The 12,106-nt window shown below is 62.0% G+C and carries 15 protein-coding genes; all 15 read left to right on the forward strand.

The window, feature by feature from the left end; all coding sequences use genetic code 11:
• Positions 1 to 11: 11 nt before the first annotated feature.
• The 15 genes from GRI68_RS04480 to nuoK all read left to right on the forward strand — a co-directional run bounded on the left by GRI68_RS04480 (position 12) and on the right by nuoK (position 12,106).
• Positions 12 to 1,292 (forward strand): NHL repeat-containing protein, encoded by a 1,281-nt coding sequence (locus GRI68_RS04480; protein ID WP_160616123.1) that lies wholly within the window; start codon positions 12 to 14, stop codon positions 1,290 to 1,292.
• A 96-nt stretch (positions 1,293 to 1,388) separates the two neighbouring features.
• A complete protein-coding gene (ndhC, locus tag GRI68_RS04485) occupies positions 1,389 to 1,763 on the forward strand; it encodes an NADH-quinone oxidoreductase subunit A (RefSeq protein ID WP_160616124.1) in 375 nt (124 codons plus the stop codon).
• On the forward strand, positions 1,760 to 2,335 hold the full coding sequence (locus GRI68_RS04490; RefSeq protein WP_160616125.1) for a NuoB/complex I 20 kDa subunit family protein: 576 nt from the start codon (positions 1,760 to 1,762) through the stop codon (positions 2,333 to 2,335). Before ndhC ends, GRI68_RS04490 begins: the two co-directional genes overlap by 4 nt.
• Before the next feature lies 1 nt (position 2,336).
• On the forward strand, positions 2,337 to 3,215 hold the full coding sequence (locus GRI68_RS04495) for an NADH-quinone oxidoreductase subunit C (protein WP_160616126.1): 879 nt from the start codon (positions 2,337 to 2,339) through the stop codon (positions 3,213 to 3,215).
• Positions 3,212 to 4,426, forward strand: coding sequence for an NADH-quinone oxidoreductase subunit D (locus GRI68_RS04500; protein WP_160616127.1), 1,215 nt, complete (start codon positions 3,212 to 3,214; stop codon positions 4,424 to 4,426). Before GRI68_RS04495 ends, GRI68_RS04500 begins: the two co-directional genes overlap by 4 nt.
• Entirely contained in the window at positions 4,423 to 4,734 is a 312-nt protein-coding gene (locus tag GRI68_RS04505; RefSeq protein ID WP_160616128.1) for a hypothetical protein, read from the forward strand. Before GRI68_RS04500 ends, GRI68_RS04505 begins: the two co-directional genes overlap by 4 nt.
• Positions 4,727 to 5,395, forward strand: a complete 669-nt coding sequence (locus GRI68_RS04510) for a complex I 24 kDa subunit family protein (RefSeq protein WP_160616129.1) — start codon at positions 4,727 to 4,729, stop codon at positions 5,393 to 5,395. Before GRI68_RS04505 ends, GRI68_RS04510 begins: the two co-directional genes overlap by 8 nt.
• Positions 5,395 to 5,535, forward strand: coding sequence for a hypothetical protein (locus GRI68_RS04515; protein WP_160616130.1), 141 nt, complete (start codon positions 5,395 to 5,397; stop codon positions 5,533 to 5,535). The genes GRI68_RS04510 and GRI68_RS04515 overlap by 1 nt, the downstream gene beginning before the upstream one ends.
• On the forward strand, positions 5,532 to 6,827 hold the full coding sequence (gene nuoF / locus GRI68_RS04520) for an NADH-quinone oxidoreductase subunit NuoF (protein ID WP_160616131.1): 1,296 nt from the start codon (positions 5,532 to 5,534) through the stop codon (positions 6,825 to 6,827). The genes GRI68_RS04515 and nuoF overlap by 4 nt, the downstream gene beginning before the upstream one ends.
• On the forward strand, positions 6,827 to 7,621 hold the full coding sequence (locus GRI68_RS04525) for a hypothetical protein (protein WP_160616132.1): 795 nt from the start codon (positions 6,827 to 6,829) through the stop codon (positions 7,619 to 7,621). The genes nuoF and GRI68_RS04525 overlap by 1 nt, the downstream gene beginning before the upstream one ends.
• On the forward strand, positions 7,621 to 9,627 hold the full coding sequence (gene nuoG / locus GRI68_RS04530; protein WP_160616133.1) for an NADH-quinone oxidoreductase subunit NuoG: 2,007 nt from the start codon (positions 7,621 to 7,623) through the stop codon (positions 9,625 to 9,627). The genes GRI68_RS04525 and nuoG overlap by 1 nt, the downstream gene beginning before the upstream one ends.
• On the forward strand, positions 9,624 to 10,670 hold the full coding sequence (gene nuoH / locus GRI68_RS04535; protein ID WP_160616134.1) for an NADH-quinone oxidoreductase subunit NuoH: 1,047 nt from the start codon (positions 9,624 to 9,626) through the stop codon (positions 10,668 to 10,670). Before nuoG ends, nuoH begins: the two co-directional genes overlap by 4 nt.
• Complete coding sequence (nuoI, locus tag GRI68_RS04540; protein ID WP_160616135.1) at positions 10,667 to 11,155, forward strand: NADH-quinone oxidoreductase subunit NuoI; 489 nt, start codon at positions 10,667 to 10,669, stop codon at positions 11,153 to 11,155. Before nuoH ends, nuoI begins: the two co-directional genes overlap by 4 nt.
• A 28-nt stretch (positions 11,156 to 11,183) precedes the next feature.
• Positions 11,184 to 11,804, forward strand: coding sequence for an NADH-quinone oxidoreductase subunit J (locus GRI68_RS04545; RefSeq protein WP_160616136.1), 621 nt, complete (start codon positions 11,184 to 11,186; stop codon positions 11,802 to 11,804).
• Positions 11,801 to 12,106, forward strand: coding sequence for an NADH-quinone oxidoreductase subunit NuoK (gene nuoK, locus GRI68_RS04550; protein WP_160616137.1), 306 nt, complete (start codon positions 11,801 to 11,803; stop codon positions 12,104 to 12,106). The genes GRI68_RS04545 and nuoK overlap by 4 nt, the downstream gene beginning before the upstream one ends.

Here is a 12,106-nt window from a genome sequence, read left to right on the forward strand (position 1 = left end):
TTCCTGTCCGGGTGAAGGCGGCGAGTGCGCTGGTCGCGCTGTCGCTGCTATCCGGATGCGCGCTGGCCGCTCTGGGAACGGTTGCTGGCGCTGCCGCCGCGGCCCCCGAAGAGCGTGGCGTGGAGACTTGGCGCAAGGTCGACGCGACAACTGGCCGGATCATCGACATTGCGGGCCTTGAACAGCTCTCGCGCGATTTTCCTGACAGCGCATCAGTGCGTTTGCGCCTTGCGACCGCCTATATCCGCGAGGGCGACCGGCCATTGGCGCTCGAGCAAATCCACTGGCTGCTCGATCGCGGCTACGCGTTTTCTCCTGCGGCACAGGCGACCTTGCTCGCATTCTTCGAAGACTTTGACCCGTCGCTCGAGCAGCGCCTCGTGCGCCCCGTATCGGTCCTTGCACGCAGCACGCCATTCGCCACGATCCCCGCCGGAGCGCGATTGATCGAGGGAATTGCGAAGTTTGGGGCCGATGATTGGGCGGCGACAAGCATTGTCGATCGCACACTCTATATCCGGCAGGGGCAGGGCGGATGGATGCGGAAGGAGCTGCCAGGCGCGGGCAGCCTCGCCGGGATCGTGGTCGCCCCCGACGGCGAGACGGTGTGGACCGCATCGGGCGTATACGCCCAGACGCCGATGCCGGACACAGTCTTTCGCGGGCTGATCGGATGGAACCCGCGTACCGGTTCGATCCAAAATATCGCCGCTCCGGCCGATGCCACGCCGTCCGATCTAGTGACCACGGACGACGGCACGCTCTATGCCTCCGATCCGCTCAACGGCGCGATCTATTCCGCCAGTCCTGGCGACGAGCGGATGCGCACGCTGGTCGGCGCCGGCACGTTCCGCTCGCCACAAGGGCTCGTCCCGGTCGATGGCGGGCGAAAGCTGCTGGTCAGCGACTATCGCTATGGCCTTGCAACGGTCAATCTGCGCAGCGGCGAAATCGACCTTGTGGCGACCGATCTTCCAGTCGCGCTCGATGGAATCGACGGCATGTGGGCGCATGGAAACCGTATCGTCGCGGTGCAGAACGGCTTTTCTCCGCAGCGCCTCGTGCTTCTCTCGTTCGACAAGCATGTGCGCAGCGTCACCGCTTTCGATGTCCTCGAAAGCGGACATCCCGACTGGATCGAGCCAATCGGCGGGACGGTCGTAGGCGGGATCTTCTATTATAATGCCAGCGGCCAGTGGCGTCGGTATGGCGCGGGTGGCACGGCGAAACTCGATGCGCCGCCGCTCCCGACGCAGCTGAGATCGCTACCGCTTCCGCCCGCGAAGGACTGACGCAAACGGGAAAAAGCCCCGAGTCCCACCCTTGCACCGAGCCGGACGGACGCCTAGAGGCGGGGCCATATCCGAACCCCTTACGGAATCGCTATCTTGGTCGACTTATCCCAATACCTTCCGATTGCGCTGTTTCTCGGTATCGCCGTGGTGCTGTCTACCGCCTTCGTCTTCCTGCCGATGGGCGTGGCGCGGCTGACCGGGGCGCATAAGCCCGATGCCGAAAAGCTCAGCGAATACGAATGCGGCTTTCCTGCATTCGAGGATCCGCGCAGCAAGTTCGACGTGAAGTTCTATCTCGTCGCGATCAGCTTCCTGCTGTTCGACCTCGAAGCCTCGTTCCTGTTTCCGTGGGCGGTCAGCCTGGAATTCACCGGGGTCGTCGGATGGTCCGCGATGATGATCTTCCTCGGCATCCTCGCAATCGGCCTTGCCTATGAATGGAAGATGGGGGCGCTGGACTGGCAATGAGCACCATCACGAACACACCTGCGGGACGCGACCCGCTGATCCAGCCCACGGCGCAGCCGGGCGACATCCGCACGCCGGATCAGGATTATTTCGAAGCGCTGCAATCCGAAGTGAACGACAAGGGTTTCCTTGTCACCAGCACCGAGGATCTTTTCCAGTGGGCTCGTACCGGCTCACTGTGGTGGATGACGTTTGGCCTCGCCTGCTGCGCGGTCGAGATGATCCACGTTAACATGCCGCGCTACGATATGGAGCGTTTCGGCGTCGCCCCGCGCGCCTCGCCGCGCCAGTCGGACGTGATGATCGTGGCCGGCACGCTGTGCAACAAGATGGCCCCCGCGCTGCGCAAGGTCTACGACCAGATGTCGGAGCCGAAATACGTCATCTCGATGGGCAGCTGTGCCAATGGCGGCGGCTATTACCACTACAGCTATTCGGTCGTGCGCGGTTGCGACCGCATCGTGCCGGTCGACATCTACATTCCCGGGTGCCCGCCCACGGCTGAAGCGCTGCTTTACGGCGTGATGCAGCTCCAGCGGAAGATCCGCCGCGAAGGAACGATCGAGCGCTAAGATGGCTGTTCTTCACTCCGCTCCGAAATACGCTGCCAATGGCGACATGTTCGATACGCTGGGCAAGGCGCTTGGCGACATGCTCCTGGATGCCCGCGAGGAGCATGGCGAGCTGATCTTCACGGTCATGCGCGAGAGCGTCGCGTATGCGCTCACGCTGCTGCGCGACGATCACGAATACCAGCAGCTGATGGAAATCGCTGGCGCGGACTACCCGTCGCGCGATGAGCGGTTTGAAGTCGTCTACATGCTGCTGAGCCTGACGAAGAACCACCGCATCATCGTCAAGGTCTCGACCGACGAAGACGCTCCGGTGCCGACCGTGACCGATATCTGGCCGGTGGCCGGATGGCTCGAGCGTGAGGTTTTCGACATGTACGGCGTCGTTTTCTCCGGCAATCCTGACCTGCGCCGCATCCTCACCGATTACGGCTTCGAAGGACATCCCTTCCGCAAGGATTTCCCGCTGACCGGCTATGTCGAGCTGCGCTATTCCGAAGAGGATCAGCGCGTCGTCTACGAGCCGGTCGAACTGGCGCAGGACCTGCGGCAATTCGATTTCATGTCGCCCTGGGAAGGCGCAGATTACGTGCTGCCGGGCGACGAGAAGGCCGAAGGCGGTGCCGGTTCGCCGGGTGCGCCAAAGGTCGACGAGCCCAAGACCACCGAGAGCCCGAAGCAGACCGGTGCCGGCAAGGCGACCGACAAGAACGCTGCTGAAAAGCAGAGCGCTGGCGCGCCTGCCGAAGAGGATACCGATACCGAGGAAACGGGCGCTCCCGCCCCGACCGAGGATCGCCCCGACGAGCCCAAGCGCAAGGGCAAGTCCGCCGACACCGCAAAGGCAACCGAGCCGAAGGACAAGGGAGACAGGGCATGACCGCGATGGTCGTCGAAGAGTCGCCCACCACCGGCGACGATGTCATCACCAATTACACGATCAATTTCGGGCCCCAGCACCCGGCGGCACATGGCGTGCTGCGCATGGTCATGGAGCTCGATGGCGAGATCATCGAGCGGATCGATCCGCATGTCGGCCTGCTGCATCGCGGCACCGAAAAGCTGATCGAGCACAAGACCTACCTGCAGGCGCTGCCCTATTTCGACCGGCTCGATTACTGCTCACCGCTGGCGCAGGAATACAGCTACGTCCTCGCGATCGAGAAGCTCCTCAATGTCGAGGTGCCCGAGCGCGGCCAGTATCTGCGCGTGCTGTTTGCCGAGCTCACCCGCATCTGCAACCACTTGCTCAATATCGGTGCGCATGTGATGGATGTCGGCGCGATGACGCCGAACCTGTGGGTGTTCGAGCTTCGCGAAGACTGCATGAATTTCTTCGAGCGCGCCTCGGGTGCGCGCATGCATGCCGCCTGGTTCCGCCCCGGCGGGGTGCACCAGGATGTGCCTGAAAAGCTGCTTGTCGATATCGGCGAGTGGATCGACAACCGCCTGCCCGAACTGTTCGGCGATGCGATGAGCCTCGTCATGGACAACCGCATCTTCAAGCAGCGCAATGTCGATATCGCCGTGGTGTCCAAAGACGACGCGATCAAATGGGGCTTCTCGGGCCCGCTGATCCGTGCCGCCGGACTGCCTTGGGATTTGCGCAAGGCGCAGCCCTACGACGTCTACGACCGGATGGATTTCGAAATTCCCGTCGGAACGAATTCGGACTGCTACGACCGCTTCATGGTTCGCGTGAAGGAAGTCTACGAGTCTGCGAAGATCATCAAGCAGTGCATCGCCGACATGCCCGAGGGGCCGGTCGCCAGCCTCGATCGCAAAGTTTCCCCGCCCAAGCGCGGCGAGATGAAACAGTCGATGGAAGCGCTGATCCACCACTTCAAACTGTATACCGAAGGCTTCCACGTGCCTGCGGGCGAAGTCTATGTCGCCACCGAAAGCCCCAAGGGCGAATTCGGCGTGTACCTGGTCAGCGACGGGTCGAACAAACCCTATCGCTGCAAGATTCGCCCGACCGCGTTCAGCCACCTTCAGGCAATGGATTTCATGAGCCGCGGCCACATGCTGCCCGACGCGACCGCCATCCTCGGCGCGATCGATGTGGTGTTCGGAGAGTGCGACCGGTGACGGGCGACAAGACCATCCACGATCAACTCGAACATCCCACGCGGGTCGAGGGTGATCTTTATGCGCGGTTCGCGCGCATGGCGGCGCGGCATTCCGTGTTGTTCTCCGCCATTGCGCTCGCGTGGCTGTGGTTCAGCATCGCCATCTGGGCGCGCTGGATCACTCTTCCGGACATTCCCTTCCTCACCGATCAGCAGATCGCGACGCTCGGCACGGTCTACAATGTGGGCTGGTGGGGCTTCGTCCGTCCGCGGATCGAGAAACTGAAGAAAGCTCACGAATTGAGCCAGGACAAGACCAATGGCTGAGCGCGCACCTGCTCCCGATACGCCCGAACTGCGCGAGCGGTGGGGTGGCTTCGTCTGGACCGACGAGAACGCCGAGAAGGCGCGCACTTTCGTGTCGCGCTATCCCGAAGGACGCCAGAAATCGGCGGTGATGCCGCTGCTCGACCTTGCCCAGCGGCAGGTCGGCGCGGAAGAGAATACGCAGGGCTGGCTGCCGCTGCCGGTGATCGAATACATCGCCGAATATCTCGACATGCCGGTGATCCGCGTGCTCGAGGTCGCGACGTTCTACACCATGTATAACCTCGCGCCGGTGGGCCGCTTCCACGTGCAGGTCTGCGGGACCACGCCGTGCATGCTGCGCGGGTCGGACGATATCCTCGCGGCCTGCTACAAACGCGGCATGGTCAAGGGTCACACCTCCGAGGATGGTCTTTGGACGCTTACCGAAGTCGAATGCATGGGCAATTGCGCCACTGCGCCGATGGTCCAGATCAATGACGGGAATTACGAAGATCTGACGCCCGAGCGGCTCGACGCCGTGCTCGATGCGCTCGCCGCCGGTGAAACGCCGAAGGAAGGCACGCAGGAGCCCGGGCGGCACACGTCGGAGCCTTCGGGCGGTCCGACCACGCTGAAGGACATGGTCTCCGAAAACCACGATTACCGGAGCGAATGGTAATGGAAATCGGCACCATCATCATCGCCGCGATCGTTATTTTCATAGCGTGGAAGCTGCTGACCGGCCTGATCAAGTTCGGCCTGATCGCTGCCGTCATCCTCGGCGCCATCTATTTCCTGACGCAGGGAGGGGCAGTATGAGCCTCGCCGACAAGGATCGCATCTTCACGAACCTTTATGGCTTTCAGGATTGGGGCCTGAAGGCGGCGCAGAAGCGTGGCGACTGGGACGATACCAAATCGCTGATCGCGCGCGGTCACGATGCCATCATCGACGAGATGAAGGCGAGCGGACTGCGCGGCCGTGGCGGAGCGGGCTTCCCGACCGGCCTGAAATGGTCGTTCATGCCGAAGGAATCGAAGGACGGCCGTCCGAGCTTCCTTGTGATCAACGCCGACGAATCCGAACCCGGTTCGTGCAAGGACCGCGAGATCATCCGCCACGATCCGCACAAGCTGATCGAAGGCGCGCTCGTTGCCGGTTATGCGATGCGCGCGCGCGCAGCCTATATCTACATTCGCGGCGAATATATCCGCGAAGCCGAAGTGCTGCAGAAGGCGATCGACGAGGCTTACGAAGCCAAGCTGATCGGCAAGAACGCGGCCAAGTCCGGCTACGATTTCGACGTCTTCCTCCATCGCGGGGCAGGGGCCTATATCTGCGGCGAAGAGACCGCGATGATCGAAAGCCTCGAAGGCAAGAAGGGCCAGCCTCGCCTCAAGCCGCCATTCCCGGCGGGTGCCGGCCTCTATGGCTGCCCGACCACGGTCAACAATGTCGAATCGATTGCGGTTGTGCCCACCATCCTGCGGCGCGGCGGCAGCTGGTTCGCCGGCTTCGGACGCGAAGGCAATGCAGGCACCAAGCTGTTCCAGATCAGCGGGCATGTCGACAAGCCCTGCGTGGTCGAGGAAGAGATGAGCATTCCGTTCAAGGATCTCATCGAAAAGCACTGCGGCGGCATCCGCGGCGGGTGGGACAACCTGCTTGCGGTGATCCCTGGCGGTTCCTCGGTTCCGCTGGTTCCGGCCGAGCAGATCATGGACTGCCCGATGGATTTCGACGGGCTCAAGGAAGTCGGCTCGGGCCTCGGCACTGCCGCCGTCATCGTGATGGACAAGTCGACCGACATCGTCCGCGCGATCAGCCGGATCAGCTATTTCTACAAGCATGAGAGCTGCGGCCAGTGCACGCCCTGCCGCGAAGGCACGGGCTGGATGTGGCGCGTGATGGAACGCCTGCGCGTCGGCGAAAGCAGCCGCGAAGAAATCGACATGCTCTACGAAGTGACCAAGCAGGTCGAGGGTCACACCATCTGCGCGCTCGGCGATGCTGCCGCGTGGCCGATCCAGGGCCTGCTGCGCCATTTCCGTCCCGAACTCGAGCGTCGGATCGACGAACACGCCGAATACGCCAAGGAGGCAGCGGAATAATGCCTAACATCACCGTAAACGGTACCGGAGTCGAGGTTGTGGAGGACGAAACGGTCTTCCACAATCGCATCGTTCGAGCGGCGATTAAGATGCTTGCCAAGCTCTCAGCGCCGCGCAAATCCGCTATGCGTATTGCGTGCAGCGCTGTCGCCGCAGGGTCCATTTTTGCGAATACTGCAGTGATTGCGCAGGCTATGGTGCTTCCACGAAGCCAGCAGAATTTGGTACGATTTGCAGAGTGCTTGATCGAGAAACAGGACAAGGCCGGCTCAACCGAGGTCCATGATTTTCTTTTAATGTTCCCCACCAACAAGGCGTTCTATTACGAAGCGGAAGATCTGCTGGTATCGAGCGGTGGCTGCCAAGGCTATATCGACGGTGGCTTGGCGATCGAGGATGTGACCCTGCGCTTCGTGTTGTTCGAGGCGCTGTATCGTTTGCGTTCCGTAGACAATAAGGCTCCCTCCTTCGGTATTGCCTTAGGCGCACTCCCGACAAGGCCCGAGGGAGAGACCTTTCCCGACGAGGGGAACTGGCGCGAATTTCTCTATATCGCCAGGGCCGCCGATTGCGTGGTGACCCAGGATCGGCAAAAAGCCACCACGCTTGTTGGAGCGCGCATCCGCACAAGGGAAGAACGCTTGGCAATCGAAGCGCTCGACGACGCCTTTACCGCATGTGAAATCGGCGCGGATGAATGGTACCGCAAACGCGTGCAATTCCGCGGAGCGATTGCCGAGCGTCTGATCTGGGCCGCGACAATCGACGAGACAGCCAGTGCGAGTGCCGAATAATGCCTAACGTCACCGTCGACGGAACCGAAATCGAAGTCCCGGAAGGCGCGACCGTCCTCCAGGCGTGCGAGCTGGCCGGCAAGGAAATCCCGCGCTTCTGCTACCATGAGCGGCTGAGCATCGCCGGCAATTGCCGCATGTGCCTGGTCGAGGTGAAGCCCGGCCCGCCCAAGCCGCAGGCGAGCTGCGCGCTGCCCGCGACCGACGGCCAGGAAATCCGCACCGACAGCGAGATGGTCAAGAAAGCGCGCGAAGGGGTGATGGAATTCCTGCTCATCAACCATCCGCTCGATTGCCCGATCTGCGACCAGGGCGGCGAATGCGACTTGCAGGACCAGGCGATGGCCTATGGTCGCGGCTATACGCGCTATGACGAGAACAAGCGCGCCGTCACCGAGAAATACATGGGCCCGCTGATCAAGACGATCATGACTCGCTGCATTCACTGCACCCGCTGCGTGCGCTTCTCCGAAGAGATCGCCGGCGTGGACGAGATCGGCGCGCTCTATCGCGGCGAGAACATGCAGATCACGACGTATCTGGAGCAAGCGGCCGAGCACGAGCTTTCGGCCAACGTGATCGATCTGTGCCCGGTCGGCGCGTTGACCTCGCGTCCCTATGCATACGAAGCGCGTCCGTGGGAGTTGAAGAAGACGCTCTCGATCGACGTGTCGGACGCGATGGGATCGAACATCACGCTGTGCTCGCGCGGTCGCGAAGTGCTGCGCGTGCTTCCGCGGATCAATGACGAGGTCAACGAAGAGTGGATCTCGGACAAGGCACGTTATCAGGTCGATGGCCTCCAGCGCCGTCGCCTCGACAAGGTCTTCCTGCGCAAGCGTGGGAAGCTGGTCGAAGGCAGCTGGGACGAAGCGTTCAAGGCGATCGCGAAAGCCAAGCCGGGCAAGAGCATCGCCGCGATCGCGGGCGACCTTGTCGATTGCGAAACCATGTTCGCAGCCAAGGCGTTACTGGAGGCGGCAGGCTCCGACCTGATCGAGAGCCGCCAGACCGGTATGGATTACCCGGTCGGCAATCTCGCCGCCGTCAATTTCAACTCGGGCTTTGCCGGGATCGAGACAGCCGATCGCATCCTGATCGTCGGCAGCAATCTTCGCACCGAAGCGCCGCTGCTGAATGTCCGCATCCGCAAGGCGATCAAGCGCGGGGCCAAGGTTTATATCGTCGGTCCCGAATGGGACACGACCTATCCGGCCGAATTCCTGGGTGACGATATCGCCGTGCTCGGCAAGATGTCGAAGCCGGTGGTCGATGCGTTCAAGGATGCCGAGCGTCCGGCGCTGATCCTCGGCGCGGGCGGCCTGGCCGCGGGTGCGTTCGACAGCGCGCTGGGGCTGGTGAGCAAGCTCGGCCTCGTGAAGGATGGCTGGAACGGCTTCAACGTCGTCCACACCGCCGCCGCGCGGATGGGCGCGCTGATGCTCGGATTCGCGCAGGATGGCGGTATCGCCGATATCGCTGCCGCCAAGCCGAAAGTGGTCCTTGCGCTGGGTGCCGACGAAGTGAATTGGGAGCCGTTCGCCGACAGCCTCAAGGTCTATATCGGCCATCACGGCGACAAGGGTGCGCATGCGGCGGATATCATCCTGCCCGCAGCCTCCTATGCCGAGAAGCCGGGTACCTATGTGAACACCGAAGGCCGCGTGCAATTCGCCGACAAGGCGGTGTTTGCGCCCGGCGATGCACGCGAGGACTGGACGATCCTGCGCGCGCTGGCCGATGCGTTGAAACTCAAGGTCGGGTTCGACAATTTCGCCCAATTGCGCGCGGCGATGGTCGAAGCGGTGCCTGCACTGGCCGATGAAGGCCTCGTTGAATACGGCGCGCTGCCCAAGCCCGGCAAGGCCGTAAAGGCCGATGGCACGATCTCTTATCCGATCGCCGATTTCTATCTCACCAACGCAATCGCCCGCGCATCGACCACGATGCAGCGCTGCTCGGCCGAACTGGTCCACGGCGAAGACCTCCGGGAGGCCGCGGAATGACCGAATTCTTCCAAAACCTCGGCATGAGTCACGACTGGGCGTGGTTCGTCGCGACCATCGCCGGTATCCTGCTGATCGCGCTGCCGCTGATGCTGGCGGTTGCGATGATCATCTATGTCGACCGCAAGGTCTGGGCCGCGGTCAATCTGCGTCGCGGGCCCAACGTGGTCGGCCCGTTCGGCCTGCTGCAGAGCTTTGCCGACGGGTTGAAGGTGTTCCTCCAGGAAACGATCATCCCCAGCGCCTCGAACAAGGGGATGTTCCTGCTTGCGCCGATCATCACCTTCACGGTGGCGCTGCTCGCCTGGGCGGTGATCCCCTTCAATTCGGGCGCGGTGCTGGCCGATATCAATGTCGGCCTGCTCTACATCTTCGCGGTCAGTTCGCTGGGCGTGTACGGCGTGGTGATCTCGGGCTGGGCGTCGAACTCGAAATACCCGTTCTTCTCCTCGATGCGCGCCGCGGCACAGATGATTTCCTACGAAGTCTCGATCGGCTTCATCATCGTCTGCGTGGTGCTGTGGGCTGATAGCTTCAATCTCAACGAGATCATCGCAATGCAGCGCGGCCATGTGCTCGGCTTCATCAACGGGTTCGCATTCAACCCGCTGCTGTTCCCGCTGTTCATCATGTTCTTCATCTCGGCCCTGGCGGAAACGCAGCGCGTTCCGTTCGACCTTACCGAGGCGGAAAGCGAGCTGGTGGCCGGCTACCAGACCGAATACTCGTCGATGAGCTTCGCACTGTTCTGGCTCGGTGAATATGCCAACATCCTGTTGATGTGCGCGCTGACCAGCATCTTGTTCTTCGGTGGCTGGCTGCCCCCGTTTGACTGGGCACCGCTGTACCTGATCCCGGGCTGGATCTGGTTCTTCGGCAAGATATTCTTCTTCTTCGTCTGCTTCAGCTGGGTGATGGCGACCGTACCGCGCTATCGCTACGACCAGCTCATGCGCCTGGGCTGGAAAGTCTTCCTGCCGCTCTCGCTGCTGTTCGTCGCGGTCATTTCCGGCTATCTCGTCTTTACGGGTCACTATTCATGAGCACGCTCACGCATCTCATCAAATCCTTCACCCTGTGGGAGTTCGTGAAGGCGCATGCCCTCACGCTGAAGTACTTCTTCAAGCCGAAGGTGACGATCAACTACCCGTACGAGAAGAACCCGATCTCTCCGCGATTTCGGGGTGAGCATGCGCTGCGTCGCTATCCCAATGGCGAGGAGCGCTGCATTGCGTGCAAATTGTGCGAGGCCGTATGCCCCGCGCAGGCAATCACGATCGAGAGCGAGCCGCGCGAGGACGGCAGCCGCCGCACCACGCGCTACGATATCGACATGACCAAGTGCATCTATTGCGGCTTCTGCCAGGAAGCCTGCCCGGTGGATGCGGTGGTCGAGGGGCCGAACTTCGAATACGCGACCGAAACGCGCGAGGAACTGCTCTACGACAAGGCGAAATTGCTGGCGAACGGGGACAAGTGGGAGCGTGCGATCGCCGCGAACCTTGAAGCCGATGCGCCGTATCGCTAGGCGCGCGCACAGACCGATCGGGACCTAAATGATCCAAGTAATCGCCTTCTACCTGTTCGCCGCACTCGTCATCGCTTCGGCGGTGATGGTGATCTTCTCGCGCAATCCCGTGCATTCGGTGATGTGGCTGATCCTGGCGTTCTTCAACGCCGCCGGCCTGATGGTGCTTGTGGGTGCTGAATTCATCGCGATGCTGCTCGTCATCGTCTATGTCGGCGCGGTTGCGGTGCTGTTCCTGTTCGTGGTGATGATGCTCGACATCGATTACGCCGAATTGCGGGCCGGCTTCATGCGCAACATGCCGTTGGGCCTGCTGATCGCCCTCGTGCTGCTGGCCGAGATCGTGTTCGGCATGGGAGCGTTGCAGGCCGGCGCGATTGCGCTCGGGACGCCCGACGGGACGGCCGTGGCGCCAATCGGCACGACCAACGGCGAAGCCATCGGTGCGCTGCTCTACACGCGCTACATCTTCCTGTTCGAAGCGGCCGGCATCATCCTGCTGGTCGCGATGATCGGCGCAATCGTGCTGACCCACCGGCAGAACATTGCCGGTCGTGGGCAGCAGGACATCGGCCGCCAGAACCGCCGTCGCCCCGAAGACGCGACGCGCAACACCACGCCCGAAATCGGCAAGGGGATCGAACTATGATCGGCGTCGAACATTATGTCGTCCTGGCATCGATCCTGTTCGTGCTCGGTGTCCTGGGCATCTTCATCAACCGCAAGAACGTGATCGTCATCCTGATGTCGATCGAGCTCATGCTGCTTGCGGTCAATTTGAACTTCGTCGCGTTCAGCGCCTTCCTTGGCGACCTGACGGGCCAGATCTTCGCGATGTTCGTGCTCACCGTCGCCGCTGCAGAGGCGGCCATCGGGCTCGCGATCCTCGTCATCTTCTTCCGCCGCCGCGGCACGATTGCCGTCGACAGCGTCAGCCAATTGCAGGGATAG

This window comes from Alteriqipengyuania halimionae, assembly GCF_009827575.1.
Classification (GTDB): domain Bacteria; phylum Pseudomonadota; class Alphaproteobacteria; order Sphingomonadales; family Sphingomonadaceae; genus Alteriqipengyuania_A; species Alteriqipengyuania_A halimionae.

Excerpts from the sequence above, each read along its gene's own strand:
- GRI68_RS04490 (WP_160616125.1), top strand. The coding sequence starts at position 1,760 with ATGAGCACCATCACGAACACACCTGCGGGACGCGACCCGCTGATCCAG.
- GRI68_RS04495 (WP_160616126.1), top strand. The coding sequence starts at position 2,337 with ATGGCTGTTCTTCACTCCGCTCCGAAATACGCTGCCAATGGCGACATG.
- GRI68_RS04500 (WP_160616127.1), top strand. The coding sequence starts at position 3,212 with ATGACCGCGATGGTCGTCGAAGAGTCGCCCACCACCGGCGACGATGTC.
- GRI68_RS04510 (WP_160616129.1), top strand. The coding sequence starts at position 4,727 with ATGGCTGAGCGCGCACCTGCTCCCGATACGCCCGAACTGCGCGAGCGG.
- GRI68_RS04515 (WP_160616130.1), top strand. The coding sequence starts at position 5,395 with ATGGAAATCGGCACCATCATCATCGCCGCGATCGTTATTTTCATAGCG.
- nuoF (WP_160616131.1), top strand. The coding sequence starts at position 5,532 with ATGAGCCTCGCCGACAAGGATCGCATCTTCACGAACCTTTATGGCTTT.
- GRI68_RS04525 (WP_160616132.1), top strand. The coding sequence starts at position 6,827 with ATGCCTAACATCACCGTAAACGGTACCGGAGTCGAGGTTGTGGAGGAC.
- nuoG (WP_160616133.1), top strand. The coding sequence starts at position 7,621 with ATGCCTAACGTCACCGTCGACGGAACCGAAATCGAAGTCCCGGAAGGC.
- nuoH (WP_160616134.1), top strand. The coding sequence starts at position 9,624 with ATGACCGAATTCTTCCAAAACCTCGGCATGAGTCACGACTGGGCGTGG.
- nuoI (WP_160616135.1), top strand. The coding sequence starts at position 10,667 with ATGAGCACGCTCACGCATCTCATCAAATCCTTCACCCTGTGGGAGTTC.
- GRI68_RS04545 (WP_160616136.1), top strand. The coding sequence starts at position 11,184 with ATGATCCAAGTAATCGCCTTCTACCTGTTCGCCGCACTCGTCATCGCT.
- nuoK (WP_160616137.1), top strand. The coding sequence starts at position 11,801 with ATGATCGGCGTCGAACATTATGTCGTCCTGGCATCGATCCTGTTCGTG.